20 protein-coding genes are annotated in these 20,663 nt (G+C 58.5%); 13 read left to right on the forward strand and 7 right to left on the reverse strand.

Annotation, left to right across the window (positions count from 1 at the left end):
- Positions 1-14: 14 nt before the first annotated feature.
- The 13 genes from fliF to fliR all read left to right on the forward strand — a co-directional run bounded on the left by fliF (position 15) and on the right by fliR (position 11,271).
- Positions 15-1,748, forward strand: coding sequence for a flagellar basal-body MS-ring/collar protein FliF (gene fliF, locus KOE80_RS13300; RefSeq protein ID WP_226349329.1), 1,734 nt, complete (start codon positions 15-17; stop codon positions 1,746-1,748).
- Entirely contained in the window at positions 1,735-2,745 is a 1,011-nt protein-coding gene (gene fliG / locus KOE80_RS13305; protein ID WP_226349330.1) for a flagellar motor switch protein FliG, read from the forward strand. The genes fliF and fliG overlap by 14 nt, the downstream gene beginning before the upstream one ends.
- Positions 2,746-2,830: 85 nt before the next feature.
- A complete protein-coding gene (fliH, locus tag KOE80_RS13310) occupies positions 2,831-3,571 on the forward strand; it encodes a flagellar assembly protein FliH (RefSeq protein WP_226349331.1) in 741 nt (246 codons plus the stop codon).
- Positions 3,571-5,013: a flagellar protein export ATPase FliI gene (gene fliI, locus KOE80_RS13315; protein WP_021446820.1), complete on the forward strand. Its 1,443-nt coding sequence runs from the start codon at positions 3,571-3,573 to the stop codon at positions 5,011-5,013. Before fliH ends, fliI begins: the two co-directional genes overlap by 1 nt.
- Before the next feature lie 2 nt (positions 5,014-5,015).
- A complete protein-coding gene (gene fliJ, locus KOE80_RS13320) occupies positions 5,016-5,465 on the forward strand; it encodes a flagellar export protein FliJ (protein WP_009458076.1) in 450 nt (149 codons plus the stop codon).
- Positions 5,466-5,477: 12 nt separating this feature from the next.
- On the forward strand, positions 5,478-6,824 hold the full coding sequence (locus tag KOE80_RS13325; protein ID WP_226349332.1) for a flagellar hook-length control protein FliK: 1,347 nt from the start codon (positions 5,478-5,480) through the stop codon (positions 6,822-6,824).
- A 212-nt stretch (positions 6,825-7,036) separates the two neighbouring features.
- Positions 7,037-7,522 (forward strand): flagellar basal body-associated FliL family protein, encoded by a 486-nt coding sequence (locus KOE80_RS13330; protein ID WP_226349333.1) that lies wholly within the window; start codon positions 7,037-7,039, stop codon positions 7,520-7,522.
- A complete protein-coding gene (gene fliM / locus KOE80_RS13335) occupies positions 7,523-8,530 on the forward strand; it encodes a flagellar motor switch protein FliM (RefSeq protein WP_009458081.1) in 1,008 nt (335 codons plus the stop codon).
- Entirely contained in the window at positions 8,527-9,030 is a 504-nt protein-coding gene (fliN, locus tag KOE80_RS13340) for a flagellar motor switch protein FliN (RefSeq protein ID WP_226349334.1), read from the forward strand. The genes fliM and fliN overlap by 4 nt, the downstream gene beginning before the upstream one ends.
- A gap of 3 nt (positions 9,031-9,033) precedes the next feature.
- Positions 9,034-9,336: a flagellar biosynthetic protein FliO gene (gene fliO, locus KOE80_RS13345; RefSeq protein ID WP_226349335.1), complete on the forward strand. Its 303-nt coding sequence runs from the start codon at positions 9,034-9,036 to the stop codon at positions 9,334-9,336.
- A gap of 7 nt (positions 9,337-9,343) precedes the next feature.
- Positions 9,344-10,111: a flagellar type III secretion system pore protein FliP gene (fliP, locus tag KOE80_RS13350; RefSeq protein WP_035269878.1), complete on the forward strand. Its 768-nt coding sequence runs from the start codon at positions 9,344-9,346 to the stop codon at positions 10,109-10,111.
- A gap of 9 nt (positions 10,112-10,120) precedes the next feature.
- Complete coding sequence (fliQ, locus tag KOE80_RS13355) at positions 10,121-10,390, forward strand: flagellar biosynthesis protein FliQ (RefSeq protein ID WP_003804652.1); 270 nt, start codon at positions 10,121-10,123, stop codon at positions 10,388-10,390.
- 95 nt (positions 10,391-10,485) lie between these two features.
- Entirely contained in the window at positions 10,486-11,271 is a 786-nt protein-coding gene (gene fliR / locus KOE80_RS13360) for a flagellar biosynthetic protein FliR (RefSeq protein ID WP_042487514.1), read from the forward strand.
- On the opposite strand, the gene KOE80_RS13365 is transcribed toward fliR, so the two are convergent.
- The 7 genes from KOE80_RS13365 to flgK all read right to left on the reverse strand — a co-directional run bounded on the left by KOE80_RS13365 (position 11,268) and on the right by flgK (position 20,624).
- Positions 11,268-11,957 carry a PolC-type DNA polymerase III gene (locus KOE80_RS13365; protein ID WP_203144952.1) on the reverse strand — a complete coding sequence of 230 codons (690 nt, stop codon included), beginning with the start codon at positions 11,955-11,957 and terminating at the stop codon, positions 11,268-11,270. The two genes, fliR and KOE80_RS13365, sit on opposite strands and share 4 nt — an antisense overlap.
- Positions 11,954-13,864 carry a DUF294 nucleotidyltransferase-like domain-containing protein gene (locus KOE80_RS13370; protein ID WP_137431359.1) on the reverse strand — a complete coding sequence of 637 codons (1,911 nt, stop codon included), beginning with the start codon at positions 13,862-13,864 and terminating at the stop codon, positions 11,954-11,956. The genes KOE80_RS13365 and KOE80_RS13370 overlap by 4 nt, the downstream gene beginning before the upstream one ends.
- 119 nt (positions 13,865-13,983) lie before the next feature.
- The gene (locus tag KOE80_RS13375; RefSeq protein ID WP_226349336.1) at positions 13,984-15,690 is read right to left on the reverse strand and encodes a methyl-accepting chemotaxis protein; all 1,707 of its coding nucleotides are present in this window, start codon (positions 15,688-15,690) and stop codon (positions 13,984-13,986) included.
- 21 nt (positions 15,691-15,711) lie between these two features.
- Positions 15,712-16,149, reverse strand: coding sequence for a hypothetical protein (locus KOE80_RS13380; protein ID WP_042487528.1), 438 nt, complete (start codon positions 16,147-16,149; stop codon positions 15,712-15,714).
- On the reverse strand, positions 16,149-17,588 hold the full coding sequence (locus KOE80_RS13385; protein ID WP_319002427.1) for a methyl-accepting chemotaxis protein: 1,440 nt from the start codon (positions 17,586-17,588) through the stop codon (positions 16,149-16,151). Before KOE80_RS13385 ends, KOE80_RS13380 begins: the two co-directional genes overlap by 1 nt.
- Before the next feature lie 67 nt (positions 17,589-17,655).
- Positions 17,656-18,873, reverse strand: coding sequence for a flagellar hook-associated protein FlgL (gene flgL, locus KOE80_RS13390; protein WP_088452375.1), 1,218 nt, complete (start codon positions 18,871-18,873; stop codon positions 17,656-17,658).
- A 35-nt stretch (positions 18,874-18,908) separates the two neighbouring features.
- Positions 18,909-20,624: a flagellar hook-associated protein FlgK gene (gene flgK / locus KOE80_RS13395; RefSeq protein ID WP_009458104.1), complete on the reverse strand. Its 1,716-nt coding sequence runs from the start codon at positions 20,622-20,624 to the stop codon at positions 18,909-18,911.
- Positions 20,625-20,663 lie beyond the last annotated feature (39 nt).

Here is a 20,663-nt window from a genome sequence, read left to right on the forward strand (position 1 = left end):
CCTCTGCCTCACCCATGAGTCAGACAGCACAGTTGCTGAACAAACTTCCTGGCTACGACACACTGCGCGCCTTGCCCAAGGTAGCGCTGATCGGGCTGGGTGCCGCACTGATTGCTCTGATTGTCGCCCTCTTGCTGTGGAGCCGCGGCCCTACCTACCAGGTACTGTTCTCCAATCTGGACGACCGCGATGGCGGTGCGATTGTCTCGGCCCTGGGCCAGATGAACGTGCCCTACCAGTTCAACAGCAACGGTACCGCCATTCTGGTGCCGCAAGATCGTGTGCATGATGTGCGCATGCAAATGGCCTCGCAAGGCTTGCCGCGCAGTGGCAATGCCGGTTTCGAGCTGCTGGATCAAAGTCGCTTTGGCGCCAGCCAGTTCACCGAGCAAGTCACCTATCAGCGCGCCCTGGAGGGCGAGCTGGCCAACTCCATCAAGGCCGTGCATGCCGTCAAGGAAGCGCGCGTTCACCTGGCCATGCCGCGTGAAACCTTGTTTGTACGTGACCGCCAGTCTCCGACCGCTTCGGTAGTGCTGTCGCTGTATCCGGGCCGCGACCTGAGCGAAGGCCAGGTTTCCGCCATCAGCTGGCTGATCTCCTCCAGCGTGCCCAATCTGCATGCCGACAAGGTGTCCATCATTGACCAGAATGGCCGCTTGCTGACCGCGCCCACTGGCGAGATGGGTGCTGATAATCAGCAGCGCAATTTTGTAAACGATATTGAATACCGAGCCGTGCAGCGCATCCTGACCTTGCTGAACCCCTTGGTCGGTGCTGGCAACGTCCGCGCCCAGGTGACGGCGGAGGTGGACTTCTCGCGCCGCGAGCAGACGTCCGAGGTCTACAAGCCCAATCAGCAACCCGGTCAGGCCGCGGTACGCAGCCAGCAGACCAGCTCTTCCTTGCAACGCAACCCGCAGCAACCCCAAGGCGTGCCCGGTGCCTTGAGCAATCAGGCTCCCAACAATGCCACCGCCAATCTGGTCAACCCGCCTGCTGCACCGAATCAGCCCCAAGCCCCGGCTGCTCCGGCAACTGAGCCGGCCAATGCCGCCGCACAAACCGCCAACGCTGCGAACGCTGCAGCGGCCGGTACAGACCCTTCACTGGTGTCCCTGGCCGAACAGGCCCGCTTGCTGCAAAACACCGGCAATGCGCGTAACGACTCCACCGTGAACTACGAAGTGGATCGCACCATCAGCCACGTCAAAGGTCCTTTGGGTCAGCTAAGCCGCCTGTCGGTAGCCGTGGTGGTGAACTATCGCAATACGGACAAGGAGCAACAGCCGCTGGAGCAGGAAGAACTGGACAAGATCCGCGATCTGGTCAAACAAGCCGTGGGTTACTCGGCTGATCGAGGCGATAGCCTGAGCGTGGTGAACGGACAGTTCAACGAACAAGGCGATATTGATACCCCCTTCTGGAAAAATCCGGAGTACCGCGAGCTCGCTATGGAACTGGTCAAGTATCTGGTCTTTGCATTCATTCTGTTCATGGCATGGCGCATCGTCATCAACCCCATCATCCAGGGCCTGATCCAGGCCAAGGCGGTGGCTGACGCCCGCGTCGAGCGCCAGAAAGAAGAATCTGCTCGCGAACAGGCTGCTGAACAACGTGCCGCCGAAATGAGCCGCTACGAAGAGAATCTGAACACCGCCCGCACGATGGCTCACGATGACCCACGTGCCGTGGCTATGGTGTTGCGCTCCTGGTTGAACAAAGATGAAAAAAATGAAAACGGCTAAACCGGACGATTCCATCGAACGCAGTGCGATTTTGATGATGTCCTTGGGGGAAGATGCCGCCGCCGAGGTGTTTCGCCACCTCTCGCCTCGTGAGGTGCAGCAGCTCAGTACCGCCATGGCGTCCCTGAAGCAACTGACCCGTGCCGATATGGACGAGGCTCTGGAGAGCTTTCGCCAGGAGGCCGACCAGTTCATGGCGGTGGCGCTGGACTCCAACGCCTACATCCGCTCCGTCCTGAACAAGGCGCTGGGCTCGGACCGAGCCGCTGGCCTGATCGAAGACTTGCTGGAAAACAGCGAAGGCTCCAGCAGCGGTATTGATGCCCTGAACTGGCTGGATGCCTCCAGCGTGGCCGAGCTGATTGCCGACGAACACCCCCAAATTATTGCCACCATTCTGGTGCATCTGGAGCGTGATCGCGCCGCCGACATTCTGGGCTACATTCCGGATCGTTTGCGCGATGATGTGGTCCTGCGTATTGCTACTTTTGGTGGCGTGCAGCCCACGGCCCTGAACGAGCTGACCGAAGTGTTGAACGGCATGCTATCGGGCCAGGGTGCCAAACGCAGCAAGATGGGTGGTCCACGCACGGCAGCCGAGATGCTGAACTACATGAACGCCAGCCTGGAAGAGTCCGTCCTGACCAGTCTGCGCGGCATGGACGCCGACCTGACCCAGCGCATCGTGGACGAGATGTTCGTGTTCGAGAACCTGGCCGATGTGGAAGACATTGCCATTCAGCTGCTGCTCAAGGAAATCGAGACCTCTGCATTGACGATTGCCCTGAAAGGCGCGCCCGAAGAGTTGCGCTACAAGTTCTTCCGCAATATGTCCAACCGTGCTGCCGAAATGCTGCGCGAAGACATCGACGCCCAAGGCCCGATCCGCATGTCCAAGGTGGAACAGGAACAAAAAGCCATTGTGCAGGTGGCCCGTCGCCTGGCCGAAGCCGGTCAGATTACGCTGGGTGGCCTGAGTGGGGACGAATATGTCTAAGACGGCCTCGTTTGGGCAGCTCCTGCCCGTCCAAGCCGTTATTCGCTTGTGCCCAGGCACGAACCGCCTACGCAGGAGCCTGTAAATGTCCAGCCACCGTAAAGCCTCGGCCTACTCGGAGCTTCAGGAAAGCTGGAGCCGCTGGCAAATGCAGGGGCTGGATGATCCTGTCGTCGCCCCGGAACCGGAAGAGCCCGAGTTCGTCCCTCCTACCCCGGAAGAACTGCAGCGCGATCTGGAAAACCAGCGCAGCCAGGCGCAGGAAGAAGGCCATACCCAGGGTTATCAGGCCGGTTACAACCAGGGCCACGCTGCTGGTCTGGCAGCAGGTCAGGAAAGTGGCCATGCCCAGGGCTATGAAGCCGGAATGGCGGCTGGAATGGCCAGGGCACAAGAACAGATTGACCAGTACATCAAGGAATTTGTCGCCTTGAACCAGAACTGCGCCCAGTCCATTGAACTGATGGATCAGGAAATGGGCCAATCCCTGATTCAGCTGGCGACACGTATTGCCGAGCATGTATTGCAAAGCACCATCAAGGCCGAACCCAGCCGCATCCGCGATCTGGTTGCCGAAGTACTGCGTAGTGATCCAGGCGATACCAGCGCCCTGGAACTGAGCTTGCACCCGGACGACATCAGCCTGGTGCGTGAGTTTCTGATTGAACAAGGCGAGCCCCGCGCCTGGCGTCTGCAAGAAGACCCCCAGCTGCAACGCGGTGAATGTCGTGTGCGCTCCAGTTACGGCGATATTGACGCCACCTTTGCCACCCGCTGGAAACGCGCCCTGGCCAGCCTGGGCTTGCCCGTCTCATCGGAGCCCTGATGGCAACGCCCCTTTTGGCCTCCTCCCCCGAACGCTGGCGCGCCCAGATGCTGTCGGCACAGCAACGGGTCCAGGCCATTGAGCCCTGCTTGCGCAGTGGCCGCGTTGTCCGCGCCACGGGTTTGGTGCTGGAAGCTACAGGCTTGAAGCTGGCTGTAGGAGCCGCTTGCAAAGTGGAGCTGTCTGCCGCACAAAACATCTGGGCCGAAGCCGAGGTTGTAGGTTTTGAAGGCAGATCCTTGTATTTGATGCCCTTGAGCGAAATTTCCGGCCTGCCTCCCGGTGCACGTGTTGTACCAGTTGAAGCTCAATTGCAGCCGCCGGTTCCGCTGCCCGACTCCGATCAACCGGACAGCCTGCCCGCCCAGGCGCGTTCGCGCCATGTTCCGGTCGGCCCCGGCCTGCTGGGTCGCGTGGTCGATGGCAGCGGCAATCCACTGGACGGTTTGGGCCCGATCGACGCGCAAGCGTGCGTCTCGCTCAGCCACACCACACCCAACCCACTGAAGCGCAGTCCCATCGACACGGTTCTGGACGTAGGAGTACGTGCCATCAACGGTTTGCTGACCGTAGGCCGTGGTCAGCGCATGGGCCTGTTTGCCGGTTCCGGTGTGGGTAAAAGTGTGCTGCTGGGCATGATGGCCCGCTACACCCAGGCCGACATCATTGTCGTAGGCCTGATCGGTGAACGGGGCCGGGAAGTTAAAGAATTTATTGAGCACAACCTGGGCGAAGAGGGCCTGCAACGCTCGGTTGTTGTCGCTGCTCCGGCTGATGTCTCGCCCTTGCTGCGTCTACAAGGCGCAGTGTACGCCACCCGTCTGGCCGAGTTTTTCCGTGATGAAGGCAAGAACGTCTTGCTGATCATGGATTCGCTGACGCGTTATGCCATGGCTCAGCGCGAAATCGCCTTGGCAATTGGCGAGCCGCCCGCCACCAAGGGCTACCCTCCTTCCGTTTTTGCCAAGCTACCGGCCCTGGTGGAGCGCGCCGGTAACGGTGAACCCAATGCTCAAGGCCGTTGCGGCTCGATCACCGCGTTCTACACCGTGCTGACCGAGGGCGACGACCAGCAAGACCCGATTGCCGACTCGGCGCGCGCGATTCTGGACGGTCACATTGTGCTGTCGCGCAGTCTGGCGGAAACCGGCCATTACCCGGCCATTGATATCGAAGCGTCCATCTCGCGGGTCATGCCCAGCATTGTGGAGCCAGAACAGATCAAGATGGTGCACCGCTTCAAGGGCCTGCTCTCCAGCTATCAACGCAACCGCGACCTGATTGCCGTGGGCGCGTATACCCGTGGCAATGACCCTGCCATTGATCAGGCCATTGATCGTTTCCCCTGGCTGGAGGCCTATCTGCGCCAGGGCATGCAGCAACGTGTGGACGTGCCACGCGCCTTCGATGAATTGAACGCCGTTCTCAATAGCGAGCAATAGCCATGAAAGCCAACGCTTCTTTACATACGCTGGTCGATCTCAGTCAGAACAATGTGGACGACGCGGCCCGCCATCTGCAGGAGCTGCGAACAGAACGCGATGCGGCCCAGTCGCAGCTGGAAATGTTGCAGACTTATCGCCAGGACTACGCCCAGCGCCTGCTGGATGTGGGCCAAACTGGGGTAACCATGGCGAACTACCACAATTTCCGGCGCTTTATCGTGACATTGGACCAGGCCATTTCCCAGCAAAATAGTGTCATCCAAGCGCTGGAAGAGAAAATGGAACAGGGACGCCAGGTCTGGTATGGCCATCAGCAGCGCCTGAAAGCGTATGAAACATTGATCGACCGCCGTCTCCAGACCCAGCAAGTCCAGCAACAAAGAATGGAACAACGTAACAGCGATGAAATCGCTGCTCGTCTCTTTACCCGTAGCCAGACCGCCTATTAAACAAGCGCCGCCATGACTTCGCCCACTCTTTCGGTTTTACCTGCGGCCCCTGCCGCACCCTCGGCCCCCGTCACCAACACGGCCGGGCCTGCGGCTGCGCATGCGCCCAAAGACGAAGGCTTTGCCCAGCATCTGCAAACCCAACAGCAGCAGGTGCAACACAAAGGGGCTGGCAAGACACCGGCAGCCGCCAAGCAGGACAGCACCAAAACCCAGGTTCCCGCCGACAGCCCCAGGCTGGCTGACGCCGTGGCCGAACAGGCTGGTGCCAGCGAGCTGGACCCCTTGATCAAAGACCCGGCCCTGCTGATTGCCGATCAGAGCGATCTGGAACTTGACACTGATGCCCCGGCCGATAGCGGCCTGCCTGCCATGGCCTTGTCGATTCTTTCGCAAGTACAGGCCATCAAGAGCAGCAAGGTCGACCCCAAAAGTGCCCAAACCGATAGCAAACTGCCACTGAGCGCCATCAACACACGCCAGAATCTGGCCGTCGAGCCAAGTAGCCGTCAAGCTCAGACCGCGCCATTGAACGCTGTTGAAGCAGAAGCCGAGCTTGATCTGAGCGCCGAACTGGTCTTGCCTAAAGCCGTTGAAACCAGCAATCCGCTGGCTGCCACCACTGCTCGCAAACCAGCGGTGAACACAGCACAAGTGCTGAACAACAACCCGCCAGGCACTGGCATCGCCGCTAATGTGCCCTCATCCCAGACACGTTTGATGGATGAAGCGTCGGCTTCCTTGGCTAGCTTTGGTCGACAAATTGCTGACGATGCCCGTGCCGGCGTGAATCTGAACCTGCCCGCTCTGGATGCTTCCCTGCTAGCGCAACTTGGCGCCGCACCCAGCGCAGTCCAGGCCAACAGCCCGGCCGCCTTGCCCAGCCCCCTGACGCTGGCCATTGCCACGCCGGTCCAGTCCCCCGAATGGGGGGCGGCCATGGGTCGTCAAATGATTACCTTGGCCCAACAGGCTCAAGGCGGCGTTCAAAGCGCCGACATTCGTCTGGACCCACCCGAACTGGGCCCCTTGCGCATTACCTTGCAAATGCAGGATGGGATGGCCCACGCCATGATCACCTCGCCCCATGCTCAAGTCCGCCACGCCCTGGAACAATCCTTGCAGCAGCTGCAACAGCAGTTTGCAGAAAACGGGCTGACCTTGGGACAGGCTGACGTAGGCGACCAGCACGCCTCGCACCAGGCCTTTCACGAGCAACTGGCCGCCAGGGGCAATCAAGGCGATCAACCCGCCTTCAGCCTGAACGGCGTGGCTTCCGCTGACGAAAGCAGCCCCTTGGTGAACAGCAGCGCCACACGCTCGCTGAACCCCGACGCGCTGGTTGATACCTTCGCCTGATTCACAGTCCCACAGACAGCCCGGCAAAAAGCATGATTAAGCTCGAAAAGCAGCGTCTATTCGCCGGGCCTGTCCTGTCTGACCTCCGGCACAATAGCTCAGGCATGCAGTCAGGCTCAGGCCCGACATGCGTTTGTCTGTTTGTAATACGCTAGAAAATACATCGCTCACATCACATGGCCCGAAAAGCACCCACCAAACTTGCACGCCTGATGAAAACCGGTCTGCTGGTTCTGTTTATTATCGCCGCTAGCGTGGGCGCAACGCTGTACTACTCCCTGCAACAAAGCAGCACGCCTGCCTGGTTGGCCTGGGCGGAAAAAGGCCAATCGGTTGAAGCGGCCCCTGCCCCGGATGAACCGCCGGTGGTCAAGGTCAATGCCAAACCCATTTTTGCGCCGCTGGACCCCTTTACCGTCACCCTGAACGAGAATGGCCGCTCGCGCATCTTGTACGTAGGCATCACCTTGCGTGTCCAGGACGATGGTTCGCGCTCCATGCTGGTGGAGTACATGCCCATGGTGCGTGATCGCGTGCTCAAGATTCTGGCTGAACAGCGCCCCACCTACATCCAGACCTCCGAAGGGCGTCAAGCCCTGGTTGCACAGCTGAGCGCCGGCCTGAAAGAGCCCTACGCGCCCAACACCGCTGTACCGAACATCAATGATGTCCTGTTCACCGCCTTTGTCATCCAATAAATGTCGTATCAGAGCTTCCTATCCCAAGACGAAGTCGATGCACTGCTGGCCGGTGTTACCGGCGAAGGCGCTGACACCAAGCCCTTGAACGAAAACCTGACTGGCGTACGGGCCTATGACCTGACCTCGCCAGACCGGGTAGTGCGTCACCGCATGCAGACCCTGGAGCTGATCAACGAGCGCTTTGCCCGTCGTTTGCGCTCGACCATGCTCAGCTTCATGCGCCGCAACGCAGACATCACCGTCGGTTCCATTCGTATTCAGAAGTACTCGGACTTCGAGCGCAACCTGCCCGTGCCCAGCAACCTGAACATGGTTGCCTTAAAGCCCTTGCGGGGCGTGTCGCTGTTTACCTTCGACCCGAACCTGGTCTTCCTGATTATCGACAGCCTGTTTGGTGGCCATGGCCGCTACAACACCCGCGTCGAAGGCCGGGATTTCACCACGACCGAGCAGCGCATCATCCAGCGTTTGCTGACCCTGACGCTGGAGAGCTACTGCGGTGCCTGGGAGTCCATCTACCCGCTGGAAGCGGAGTACATGCGCTCGGAGATGCATACCAAGTTTGCCAGCATCAGCAGCAGCAATGACATCGTGGTGGTGACCTCTTTCAATATTGAATTTGGTGCCCAGGGTGGCAATCTGAATATCTGCCTGCCCTACTCCATGATTGAGCCGCTGCGCGATCTGCTGACCCGCCCCTTGCAGGACAAAGGCACCAACGATATTGACCAGCGCTGGACCCAGCAATTGTCACGACAAGTGCGCAGCGCCGAAGTTGAACTGATTGCCAACTTCGTCAATATAGACATGACCATTGCCGAGCTGACCCAGTTAAAGGCCAATGATGTCTTGCCGATTGAAATCCCCACTCTTATTGAAGCCCACGTGGATGGCGTGCCGGTTCTGGAATGCCGCTACGGCACCTCCGGTGGCCGCTACTCCTTGCGGGTAGAAAACATCTTGGCCACCAACGACAGCGATTTGACTAAAGGTAAGTCCCTATGAGCGACCCTCACAACCCTAACGACCGGTCTGCGCCCGAGGACGACTGGGCAGCCGCGATGGCTCAGCAACAGGCTGGCAGCCAAAGCAGCACCCAAGCCCAAGGACTGGAACAGCCCCTGGAGGATGACTGGGCCTCGGCACTGGCCGAGCAAAGCGCAGCCACGCCTGTGCACGAACCCAGCCCGGCCAGCAATCTGTTCCCGCCCATGGAGCACGCCGAGGCGAACGCCACCACCGATATCGACATGATTATGGACATCCCGGTCCAGCTGTCGGTGGAGCTGGGTCGCACACGTCTGACTATCAAGAACATTCTGCAACTGGGCCAGGGCTCCGTGGTGGAGCTGGACGGTCTGGCTGGCGAACCGCTGGATATTTACGTGAACGGCTACCTGATCGCCCAAGGCGAAGTGGTCGTGGTGGACGATAAATACGGTATTCGCGTCACCGACATCGTGACTCCATCGGATCGTATCCAACGCCTGAACGGCCGCCGCTAGAACATGGAACAAGCCCAGCTCGTCAGAATCATGCTCAGCCTGCTGCTGGTTGTAGGCCTGATTCTGGCGGCAGCCTGGGTTGCCCGCCGAGGCGGGCTGCTGAAAAACAAAAACCAGCAACGCATCAAGATTCTGGACAATCAACGCCTGGGGCCGCGCAGCAGCGTGGCCTTGGTCCAGATTGATGACCGCGAAATTCTGATAGGCATCACCCCTCAGCAGATCAGCCTGCTGCACACCACGACGCCCGCTGGCTCCGAGCCGGACTTCCAGGCCCATCTGGACCAGCACCGTGCACCCCGCTGACCGCATCATGACCGCACTCCTCTCTCCCGCCCAGCGCATCGGCCTGATGCTGCTTCTGGCCCTGATCAGCCTGCTCCTGCCTTCCGAGGCCTGGGCCCAGGCTGTTCCGGCCATTACCAGCACAGCAGGCCCGAACGGCTCGCAAACCTGGTCACTCAGCATCCAGACGCTGGCCATGCTGACCATGATGTCCTTCCTGCCTGCGGCCTTGCTGATGATGACCGGCTTTACCCGCGTCATCATTGTGCTGGGTCTGCTGCGCAATGCAATGGGAACAGGTACGGCGCCGCCCAACACCGTGCTGGTGGGCCTGGCCCTGTTTCTGACTTTCTTTGTGATGTCACCGGTGTTTGATCAGGTGTATCAGGACGCCTACAAGCCCTTGTCAGAAAACAAGATCAGCTTTGAAACTGCACTGGAGCAAGGCGCCCAGCCCCTGAAAACCTTCATGCTGCACCAGACCCGCGAAGCGGACTTGAAGCTGTTTGGCGATATGGCGGGCGTGGCAGAACTGGAATCCCCGGAAGATGTCCCCTTGCGCGTACTGGTGCCGGCTTTTGTAACCAGCGAGCTGAAAACCGCCTTCCAGATCGGCTTTACGATTTTTATCCCCTTTCTGATCATTGACCTGGTGATTGCCAGCGTCCTGATGTCCCTGGGGATGATGATGGTCCCACCCGTGACCATCTCGCTGCCCTTCAAGCTCATGCTGTTTGTGCTGGCCGATGGGTGGCATCTGCTGCTGGGTTCCCTCGCCCGCAGCTTCTACCAATAAAGGACTGTCATGACTCCCGAAACCGTCATGTCCATGACCTATACCGCCCTGAAACTGGCCCTGTCCATGGCCGGTCCCATGTTGATCGTGGTGCTGGTGGTCGGTCTGGGCATCAGTATTTTCCAGGCAGCCACCCAGATCAACGAGATGACGCTGTCTTTCATCCCCAAGCTGCTGGCCATGGGCATTACGGTGGTGCTGCTGGGCCCCTGGTTGATCAACAATATGGTCGACTACATGCAGGGCCTGTTGCGTGGCATTCCCGGGCTGGTCAACTAAGACCGACCAGCGCGACAAGGAGCCTTCCGTGAGTACGCAAATCCGTGACGGGCAAAGTGCCATGCCTTGCCCACTGAACAGGCCCTAGGCGTGCCGTGCTCGACCTGAACTCCGCCCAGCTCTATGCCTGGCTCAACGCCTTTCTGTGGCCCTTCATCCGTATTCTGGCCACCCTGGCTACCGTTCCCTTTTTTAGCGAATCCGCCATCCCCAAGCGGGCCAAAATAGGCCTGGGCTTTATCCTGACCCTGATTATCGCGCCCTCGCTACCGCCCCTACCCGATCTGCCCACAGCCTCTTACGAGGCCCTGCTGATTGCCGCGCAGCAAGTGTTCATCGGTGTCGCGCTGGGTTTGACCATGCGCATCGTGTTTGCAGCGGTACAGACAGCGGGCGAGTTTATCGGCCTGCAAATGGGCCTGTCTTTTGCCTCATTCTTTGACCCCGCTACCGGCGCGAATACGGCCGTGCTGTCGCGGCTGTTGAACGTGATTGCGGTGCTGACCTTTCTGGCCCTGAACGGCCACCTGCTCTTGCTGGGTGTGCTGGTGCGCACCTTCCATGTGCTGCCCATCGGCGCGGACCTGAACATCAATGGCTGGGGTGCCTTGCTCGATTGGAGCAGCGAATTGTGGGTGTCAGGCATGTTGCTGGCCCTGCCGCTGATTATCGTGCTGTTGACCATTAACCTGGCCTTTGGGATCTTGAACCGTACCGCCCAGCAATTGACGATTTTTGCTGTGGGTTTCCCAATTACGCTGACAATCGGCCTGACCTTGCTGACCGTGGTCATTCCTCAGACTACGCCCTTCCTGACCCAGCTATTCAACTCCGGCTACGAAGCCATGATGCGGGTCGCGCTGGGGCTGGCAGGCTCTTAAAACGCGTGCGCCTGCCGCTGCTTGTGCGATTGCATCAAGCGCCGAGCCTGGCCTATGGTCAGGATGCCTTTTTGCTTGGCGCGCCCAATCAGTAATTGCATCAACTGTGCACTGACCAGGGCATCTCCCAAGGCATCATGGCGGTCACTTACCGGCAGGCCACAATATTTCAGGCAATCGTCCAGGCCCAGACGACGACCACGCCAGTCGGGCAATACACAGGCAGCCAGTTCAGCCAAATCCAGAGCCAAAGGCCGGGCCTGTTCCAGGCCCGCCTTCGGCCAGGCACGATCCAGAAACGCCAGATCAAAGTCGGCATCCCAGGCGACCCATACCGTATTTTCGGAATAGCGGGCAAAGTCCCGCATCAGCTGGGGTAGTGGCTCGCCTTCTTCCTGTTGTTGCGGGCTGATCTCATGAATCAGCAGACTTTCATGACTACGCTCACCCTGGGACCGAACCAGACCGGACCAGATATTGCCCAAGGCAATCGAACCGTTTTCCAGGCGGACCGCACCCATCTGAACAATATGGTGGCGCTTGGGCTCCAGACCACTGGTTTCCAGATCCAGCACAGTAAAGGCCGCTTCGTCCAAAGCCAGTTCGTCCACCCCACTCCAGGACAAGGAGGGACTGCGTGCGGCAAAAGAGGATTTACGCCAAGGTAGCCAGGAAAACAGTTTCATAAGCGATACCGGAAAGCCAGAATACGTTGGGCACGGCGCACTTGCGACAAGGCTTCACGCAAGACACGTGCATCCAGTGCACCTAAAGTACTCAAACGCACCAGATTGTTGGGCTCCTGCCCCTGCTGCAACTGGGTTTGATGATGTTGCAAGCGCAGCAATTGCAAATAGCGGTAGGCCTCGCACAGGCCCTCTGACTCCTCGTCTGTGAAGACACCGCGCTGAGTCAGCACGGCCAGCCTGTCCATGGACGAGGCCAGTTCGCAACCATGCGCCAGGGCCAGCACCCGCAGCACATCCACCATCGGTGCCAAGGCCTGTTTCTTGATGTCCAGCTTGTCATCGCCCTGCCCCATCAGCGCTTCCAGACGACTGCGCTTTTTACCGCTGGGAATACGGGTCTGACAGGTACTTTGAGCCAGCATGCGCTGGAACACAGGGTTATCGTTCACCATGCCCAGTACCCGGCGCTGCATGCGTTGCAGCATACTGCTCTGGCCCCAGATGGCGCGGCAGTCAAAGTAAATCGTGGACTCCAGCAATTGCTCGGGCGCAGGCCGTTCAATCATGATCTGGAAACGATGCAGCCATTCGGCTTCAGACAGGCAAAGGTCAGGATTGCTGGCCATGATATTGCCAGTGCACCAGGCCATCCCGCAGCGGTCCAGGGCCTCGTTCACCCGACGCGCAAAAGGCAGGAGCAAGGCGCGATGGGCTTGGGCCTGTTCGGGCGAATGGGCGGCAAACAAAATGCCATTGTCCTGATCGGTATGACGGGTTTGCTCGCCACGAGCCTGACTACCAAAAGCCAACCAGCAGAACTCGATGCCATCCAGCCCGGAGCCGGGCAAGCTCAGTTCAATCGTGCGCTGAACCGTGTGATCATTCAAACGCGTAATCACCGCAGTCAGCTGTTCAGAACGCGCACCGTGAGCCAGCATGGCATCCACCAGCCGACCAATATCGGACTGCAGACGTACCAGCACGGACACGTCCTGGGCACAGCGCAAGGCACGCGACAAATGCACCAGATCCACGCGCTGCAAGGAGAACACATCGCGCTCGGACACCATGCCCACGACTTTATGGTCTTGAACCAGACAGATATGGCCGATCTGATGCTCTACCATCAGCAAAGCCGCATCAAAGGCCGAGGATTGGGGAGCCAGCCAGACCGGGTCCGGTGTCATGACTTGAGACATGGCCTGGGTCGGATCGTATTGACCACCGGCTACCAAACGGCGCAAGTCTCGCAAGGTGAAGATGCCCAGCAAATGCTGGTCCGGATTGACCACCACCATGCTGCTGACCTGACGCTCGTGCATGTCCTTGACCGCCTGCTCGACCGGACAATCCGGCAAACAGCTGAGCAAACCGCGTTCTGTCAGGGCTTGCAGACTCATGTCCAGCGTGTAGCTGGCACCCAGGTCGGCGCTGGCACTTTTCTGGGCACTGCGCCAGACCGAGGCCAGCAGGCTGCTGGCACCACGCAAGCAGTAATCCCGAAAAGGCTCGCTGATGGTCAGCAGATGGGCAACGGCTTCACCAGCCACGCACAAGGTAAAGCAGTCTTCCTGCACCAGGTAATCACTGTCCAGAGCCTGACCCGAGACCAGTTCACGCACGGGCAGAAGATCCCCTTCCACATACTCGTGAGTTTCACCGTGTTCCTGGCTGGAGATCTGACCTTGGCGAACAAGGTAGAGCTGGTCAACACGCGCGCCTTCTTCCAACAGCACCTGTCCGGCTGAAAAAAACCGTAGCTCGCTATGCTCGATCAGGTAATCGCAGTGCTGCGCCTGCATCTGATCGAAAGGCGGGTAAGCAATCAACCAGGCCAAGATGCCGGGCGCCTTTTGGCGCACCGCCGTCTTGGCCACGGATTCACCGGGAATCGCGAAGGACATGGGCGTCTCTGCTGGCTATAGGCAAAGAATTATTGTGCCATGCAGCATGGCCCTCGCGGACCCTGTTTTTCTAGGGGATTTCAACTATAGGCATGCGCCTTTTTTTCCCCTCAAAGCGCTTAACGCAAACGATCGTAGTCGCGCTCGGCCATATCGATGACATCGCCTTCCTGGACCTTGAATTGGGAGACCGCCTCGGCCAGGGTCTCGGATTGAGACTGCAAAGAGCCTGCTGCTGCAGCCGCCTCTTCCACCAGCGAGGCATTTTGCTGCACCACAGCATCCATTTGTGCCACAGCAGTATTGATCTGCTCGATACCCGCCGTTTGCTCTTGAGAGGCCGAGGAAATCTCGCTCATCAAGGTGGTCACGCTATTTACCGCGCGCACCACTTCCTGAATAATGTCGCCCGCGCTGGCCACTTGCTGTGTGCCGGTCTGGACTTCATTTTGCGAGGCTTCAATCAGGCCCTTGATTTCCTTGGCCGCTTGCGCGCTGCGCTGCGCCAGGCTGCGTACTTCGCCCGCTACCACCGCAAAGCCCTTGCCCTGCTCACCGGCACGGGCGGCTTCCACGGCGGCGTTCAAAGCCAGAATATTGGTTTGGAAAGCAATACCGTCAATCACGTTAACGATGTCTGCCACTTGGCCGGAACGCGCAGAAATCTGGTTCATGGTATTGACCACGGCACCGACCGACTCCCCACCCTGGCGAGCAACCTTGGCGGCGTTATGAGCCAGCTGGTCTGCCTGATGAGCATTGTCCGCATTCTGGCGCACCGTGCTGGCCAATTCTTCCAGACTGGCCGCCGTTTCCTGCAAGGCGGCGGCTTGTTGTTCGGTACGGGAACTCAAGTCGGTATTGCCTGCAAAAATCTGCGAGGAACCTGAAGCAATCTCGTCCACACCCTGGCGCACGGTCAGCACAATGCCTTGCAAGCTTTGCTGCATGCGGCGCATGGCATCATACAAAACACCGACTTCATTGGCCGAACGATAGGTAATCTTCTTGGTCAGATCGCCATTGGCAATATGGTCAAAATGCACACCGGCTTCACGCAGGGGAGCCAAAGCGGTACGGCCCAGCACCAGGCGCAGCGCCACAATAATGGCCAAGCCAATCAGCAAACCCAAACCAATCGCGCTATTGGCAACGCGGGTTTGCAATTGAGCCTGTTCCAGCAGCAAATCCGTCTGATCGTTGTAGAACTTGCTCAGCTCTTCAATACGGAACTGGAAGGTAGCGGCGCGCAGCACCCCAAAACCTTCACTGACAAAGTAAAAAGTACTGTAGTCGCGCGTCTCCAGCGCCTGCACCATGGGCTCGATGCCATCATCCAGATACGCCTGATAGGAAGCGACCAGACCCATGGCCAGTCGGCGCAGCTCCGGTTCGGTAGGCATATTGGCACGGATATCCGCAAAGGCCTTGCGTACCTCATCCAGTTTCTGGTTAGCCATAATCACCAGATTGTCTGCGCTTTGCAGCGTATTGGCGTCGTTATCGATGCCGGCTTCCTGATAAAAACGGGCCGCGCTCATCAAGCCAAGACGCGCTTCCATCATATTGTTACTGAGTTGCAGAACCTGTACGGCACGATCGCTTTGGCGATTAATGGTGCGCAAGGCATCGCCGCTTTGCTGCAGGAAATACGCTGCCAGACCACCGACAGCCACAATCAACACCATGAACAAGCCCATGCAGATCATCAGCATGGTGCTGATCTTCAGGCCTGAAGCGGCTTTTAAACTTGGGCGAAAAGATTTGGAAGAACGACGTTTAGATGCGCGGGACGCGGACGGAAGACTGCTTTCAATACCCAGCATTTGCTAAATCCAAAGAAAACTCTAGTGGCTGACCGGCAAGATGGTGATCATGTCCGTGCCAGGGTGCTCAATCGTGACCGAGCCAGGGGTGGCGCTACGCGCCTGCTCGCGATACATGGAAGGAATATGACTGCGTTTGACCACTTGCTGGAAACGCCCCTGGGCATCGAATTGAAGCCACAGTTCCTGTCGAAAATAGACCGCATCCGTTGCCAGGGTTGTGCCCTGGAACCACACGGCCATTTCACTGCCATCGAGCTGTCGGTAGACCTGATGAGGGCGACCTTGCAAAGACAGCTCGGCATCGGCACGAGTACTTTGGCCCAGGACCAGATCGTTCAAACCCGAAGCCTTGAAGGAGGAACCCTGGGTGGCGCACGCCGCCAGGGTTAACAAACACAAGCCTATCAGTGTCTTACGTCCCAGCCCGACCCAGGTACTTAGTCGGGGAAAAGACATTAAAACTCCTCCCAATCATCATCCGAGGACGCCGCGTGTTGCTTGCCACTCAGGTCGGGGCGCAACAGGCGCTGGCTATCATCCTGAGCCGCTGCCGACGCTTTGGCCGGCGCGGCTGCCCTGGCGGTCGTCGGCGCAGACAGGCCCTTGGTCGCCGTGCCAGCCGGTTTGCTGGCTGCCGCACTGCTCTTTAACGATGGGCTGCGACGCTGCTCGGACTCGGAAGTGGAGGCATTGACGCCGCGGCGGTTGGCCACCCGGCGAGCGCTGACATCAATGACTTCAGTACCGGGCGAACGGAAGAAGGCGATGGCCTGATTGACCTTGGTCACCTGCTCGCTCAGGCCGGAAGAAGCCAGGGCAGCTTGCTCCACCAGACGGGCGTTGTACTGCGTGGTTTCATCCATTTGGGAGACAGCTCGGTTCACCTGATCAATCCCTGAGGACTGCTCAATCGTGGCCGCCGTAATCTCGCCCATGATGTCGGTTACACGGCGCACGGAATCCACAATTTCCTGCATGGTGGCGCCGGCACGTTCCACTTGCGAGGAACCTTCCGTCACTTTACGCACCGAGTCTTCGATCAAGGCAGTAATTTCACGCGCGGCCTGCGCACTGCGCTGAGCCAAGGCTCGCACTTCAGCCGCTACCACCGCAAAACCCTTGCCCTGCTCACCAGCACGTGCCGCTTCCACAGCGGCGTTCAAGGCCAGAATATTGGTCTGGAAAGCAATGCTGTCGATCACGCCCACAATGTCGGAGATCTTGTTGGAGCTGGCCGAAATGCCTTGCATGGTGGCGACCACTTCATTGACAGCGCTGCCACCACGATGAGCCACATCCGAGGCCGTTGCGGCCAGTTGGTTGGCTTGCTGAGCGTTGTCGGCGTTCTGGCGGACGGTACCGGCCAGTTGTTCCATACTGGCAGCAGTCTGCTGCAAGGAAGCGGCCTGCTCTTCGGTACGGCTGCTGATATTGGTATTGCCCTGGGCAATTTCCTGAGCACCGGCGTGAATTTCTTCCAGACCCAGACGCACCGTGGTGGTGGTCTTGACCAGGGATTCCTGCATGCGGCCCAGCGACTCGAACAGATCACCGATTTCGTTGGCAGTCAGCACGCGGATACGTTGAGTCAGATCGCCCTTGGCAATCGCATCAAAGTACGCGGCAAAGTCGCCCAAAGGACGCACCACACGACGGAAGAAGTAGCTGATAGCCGCCAGGCCCAGCAACACGGCCAGCACCAGCACTGCTGTCAGCACAATGTTAAAGGTGCTCTGCTGCGCTTGCAGGGTGCTCAACACCTTGTCGCCCGAGCCCAAGGCCAGCAGATCATGAAAGTAATACAGGGCCCAGCCTGCCATGGCCACTGTCAATGCCATCAGAGCAGCAATACAAAAGGTCATGCCGACCTTCAGACTCAAATTCTTAAAAAGCATAGAAGATTCCCGCACGTGGTGCTTGACTGCCGGTTAAGGAAAAACCACCCAAAAAAGGACCGCAGACTTAGCGATTCATATTGAACAGACTCATGCTCTGAATCGTCTGGAACGCCATTGCCGACATTTCCAGCGCGGCCTTGCGCAACTCCAGATCGGTGGAAGCCTGAAAAATATTCAGATCCTCCAGACGCGAGAGTTCATTGGTGTAGTTCAAAGCACGAGCCGCGCCGTTGGCGCTCAAGGCATCAATTTCGTTCATGCGCGTACCCACCGAGGAAATCACGGTCTGCACGTTATCGAAGTTTTCCCCGATACGTTGCATGGCCGAGTTCATCGTGTTGCGGAACTCTGCCTGCCCGGCGGGATCGCCACTGACAGGTTTACGCAGGGCCTCAACCACCGATTGCAAGGTGTTGAACATGTTCATGTCTGCCGAGCTGGTGCTGTCTACCGAGCTGACCTCGAAACTGTCACCGACGGCAGGCTTGCCTTCGATCTGGACGCTGACGCCACCGGGCAAATTAATGCGTTGACGCTCGTTCTCGTCCAGTACGCCCTGGCTGACAACCGCGCCATTCACTTCGATGTCGTACTCGGTTTCCGAAGTAAAGCGAATGGTGTAATGGGCTTCGGCACCGGCCAGCGAGGAGTTGCCATTAGGCGCACTGACTACAGCCGAGCCCGTATTGGCATTGGCCTGGGTGAAATAGGCGGTCGAGCCGGGATTGGCGCGCTCGAAAATGGTGCGGCCATGATCGGCCGAATCCATTTGACGAGTTTGCTCAACCTGAATATTTCGGCTGTTGGTGTCGCCCGTGTAGCTGAAGGTATTGCCCGTACGCTCGAAGGCCTGTGTCGTGCCCTTGGCACCGGAGAACAGGTATTGCCCCGAACCATCCTTGGTATTGGCAAAGCCAAACAGAGTATCCAGCGCACTTTCCACCACCGTGGCCAAGGTGCTGCGATCCGCGTCGGACATGGTGCCGGTAGAGGCTTCCACCAGACGGGTCTGCACGCCTTGCAACTGCAGGTTGACGGCATTGAGCAGGTTTTCTTCCTCACCCAGGGCACGCATGGCCACTTCACGGTTTTCACCGTAACGCTTGTCCATGGCCTGGGACTGGGCCAGATTAATGGTCTGGGCCGAGGCCAGCGGATCATCCGATGGGGTGATCATGCGCTTTTGCGAGCCCATTTGCTGAAAAACTCGCATCAGATCGGACTGCTGCTTGTTGATCGAAGTCAGGCCCGTCTGAAAGAAAAGAGAAGAACTGATACGCATAGCAAGGTTCCAATTTCAAGACTAAAGAGCCGTACTCAACTACGCAGGCCTAAAAGGGTGTCAAACATCTGGGAGCTGACGTCAATCAGACGGGCAGCGGCCTGATACTGCTCCTGATAACGCTGGAGCATGATGTATTCCTCGTCCTTGTTCACGCCGGACAAGGTTTGCTGAGCGGCATAGTTTTGCTCGATCAGCTTTAACTGGGCTTTGGCCGCCGTGCCGTTTTGCTGCGTTTGCACCGCAATACGGTTCACGATCTGACCAAAAGAATCGTTCAGGCTCAAGGAGCCGTCGGCCAGCACCTTGCTATTGCGCAAGTCCGCCAGTTTCTGGGCGATGGCACCGTTAGCCGAACCGGTGTCTTTATCAGCTGCAGCAATATCCTGTGGGCGCTTGATCTCCACCTGCAAGCTGCTGCCTGCATTGACGGTGGGCTGCAGCAACCAGGAGTCGCCATCCTGAGATTGGGTCTTCAAGCCGGAGACATCAATTTCCAGACCATCCACCCGGGTAATGCCACCGTTCTTGTCCGGACCGTTCAAGGGGGTAACGTCGTTGCTGCTCAAGTTACGCAGCTGGAAACGACCATCCACGCGCTCGATGCGGTAGTTGTCACCCGTCAGTTTGTCTACTGGCTGGGTGTAGCCCTTGCTGGGATCAGCCGGATCAACAGGGTCTTTGTAGAAAGACACACCAGGCACACCGCTGCTGACCGGGTTATTGCCATTGGCAATCACTTTCGGGCCGCTGACGCTGAACATGTCTTTGCCCGCCTCACCCTTCAGGTCCACACCTTGACGGTGAATATCGTTCACCGTGTGAGCCAGACCCACAGCCAAGCGACCCAGCGCATTGATAGCCGGCTCCAGGCTTTCCTGACGGAACTGCAACAAGCCCCCCAAGGTGCCGCCTTTAATGGTGCCCTCGCGGAACTCGGACACCACCATCTTGCCGTCCACATTCAGTGCGGAGGTAAAGCCGACCACCATACGCTCAGGGTTTTCAGCCGAACGCACGGCGTGCAAGGGGTAAATACTTTCGCCACCCAGCAGCATCTGGCCGCCAGCGGTGGTGATGCTCATCCGTCCATCCTGCTCGACGGTACGCACATCAATCAGTTGCCCCAGCTCGGACACCAGCTGCTCGCGCTGGTCCAGCAAGTCATTGGGTTCGTGACCGGGCGTGGTGCCTTTGGCAGCAACGATCTGTTTGTTGACGTTATCAATCCGTTCCAGATAGCTGTTGATCTGGGTAACGGTGGTACCGACCTGGGTATTGATGTTCTCGTTGACGCGGTTCATGTAGGATGTCGCGTCACGAATCTGGGTAGCCAGGCTTTCTGCACGGCCCAGCAGTTCCTGGCGAGCCGAAGGATCCGCAGGTTGCGATGCCACGGCTTCCAGACCATTGAAAAAGTTTTGCAAGGCGGGGCTGACGCCGACCGTGCGGTCCGAGAACAGATTGTCCAGCTGGGCAATTTCCGTACCGTAGCTAACCAGAGCCGCACCGGTAGTTTGCGAGCGCACCAACTGCTGATACAGAAAGTTGTCGTAGGAGCGCTGAACGGTAACCACCTGCACGCCACGGCCGTAATAGCCATTGCCGCTTCCTACCGAGCCAGCCGTCTCAACCAGGACCGATTGGCGGTTATAGCCAGCGGTATCGATATTATTAATATTGTGGCCCGTCACCTGCATGCGCTTTTGAGCGGCAAACAAGCCGGTAATACCAAGGTTGGCGAGATTCATATCAAATCCTTTCTGTCCTGCCCGGCCCGTAGTGTCCAA

The organism is Alcaligenes sp. 13f (assembly GCF_020496585.1).
In the GTDB taxonomy this organism is placed as follows: domain Bacteria; phylum Pseudomonadota; class Gammaproteobacteria; order Burkholderiales; family Burkholderiaceae_B; genus Alcaligenes; species Alcaligenes phenolicus.

Excerpts from the sequence above, each read along its gene's own strand:
- fliG (WP_226349330.1), top strand. The coding sequence starts at position 1,735 with ATGAAAACGGCTAAACCGGACGATTCCATCGAACGCAGTGCGATTTTG.
- fliH (WP_226349331.1), top strand. The coding sequence starts at position 2,831 with ATGTCCAGCCACCGTAAAGCCTCGGCCTACTCGGAGCTTCAGGAAAGC.
- KOE80_RS13370 (WP_137431359.1), bottom strand. The coding sequence starts at position 13,864 with ATGTCCTTCGCGATTCCCGGTGAATCCGTGGCCAAGACGGCGGTGCGC.
- KOE80_RS13380 (WP_042487528.1), bottom strand. The coding sequence starts at position 16,149 with ATGTCTTTTCCCCGACTAAGTACCTGGGTCGGGCTGGGACGTAAGACA.
- fliJ (WP_009458076.1), top strand. The coding sequence starts at position 5,016 with ATGAAAGCCAACGCTTCTTTACATACGCTGGTCGATCTCAGTCAGAAC.
- KOE80_RS13385 (WP_319002427.1), bottom strand. The coding sequence starts at position 17,588 with ATGCTTTTTAAGAATTTGAGTCTGAAGGTCGGCATGACCTTTTGTATT.
- fliO (WP_226349335.1), top strand. The coding sequence starts at position 9,034 with ATGGAACAAGCCCAGCTCGTCAGAATCATGCTCAGCCTGCTGCTGGTT.
- fliI (WP_021446820.1), top strand. The coding sequence starts at position 3,571 with ATGGCAACGCCCCTTTTGGCCTCCTCCCCCGAACGCTGGCGCGCCCAG.
- flgL (WP_088452375.1), bottom strand. The coding sequence starts at position 18,873 with ATGCGTATCAGTTCTTCTCTTTTCTTTCAGACGGGCCTGACTTCGATC.
- KOE80_RS13365 (WP_203144952.1), bottom strand. The coding sequence starts at position 11,957 with ATGAAACTGTTTTCCTGGCTACCTTGGCGTAAATCCTCTTTTGCCGCA.
- fliF (WP_226349329.1), top strand. The coding sequence starts at position 15 with ATGAGTCAGACAGCACAGTTGCTGAACAAACTTCCTGGCTACGACACA.
- fliN (WP_226349334.1), top strand. The coding sequence starts at position 8,527 with ATGAGCGACCCTCACAACCCTAACGACCGGTCTGCGCCCGAGGACGAC.
- fliQ (WP_003804652.1), top strand. The coding sequence starts at position 10,121 with ATGACTCCCGAAACCGTCATGTCCATGACCTATACCGCCCTGAAACTG.
- KOE80_RS13325 (WP_226349332.1), top strand. The coding sequence starts at position 5,478 with ATGACTTCGCCCACTCTTTCGGTTTTACCTGCGGCCCCTGCCGCACCC.
- flgK (WP_009458104.1), bottom strand. The coding sequence starts at position 20,624 with ATGAATCTCGCCAACCTTGGTATTACCGGCTTGTTTGCCGCTCAAAAG.
- KOE80_RS13330 (WP_226349333.1), top strand. The coding sequence starts at position 7,037 with ATGAAAACCGGTCTGCTGGTTCTGTTTATTATCGCCGCTAGCGTGGGC.
- KOE80_RS13375 (WP_226349336.1), bottom strand. The coding sequence starts at position 15,690 with ATGCTGGGTATTGAAAGCAGTCTTCCGTCCGCGTCCCGCGCATCTAAA.
- fliP (WP_035269878.1), top strand. The coding sequence starts at position 9,344 with ATGACCGCACTCCTCTCTCCCGCCCAGCGCATCGGCCTGATGCTGCTT.
- fliM (WP_009458081.1), top strand. The coding sequence starts at position 7,523 with ATGTCGTATCAGAGCTTCCTATCCCAAGACGAAGTCGATGCACTGCTG.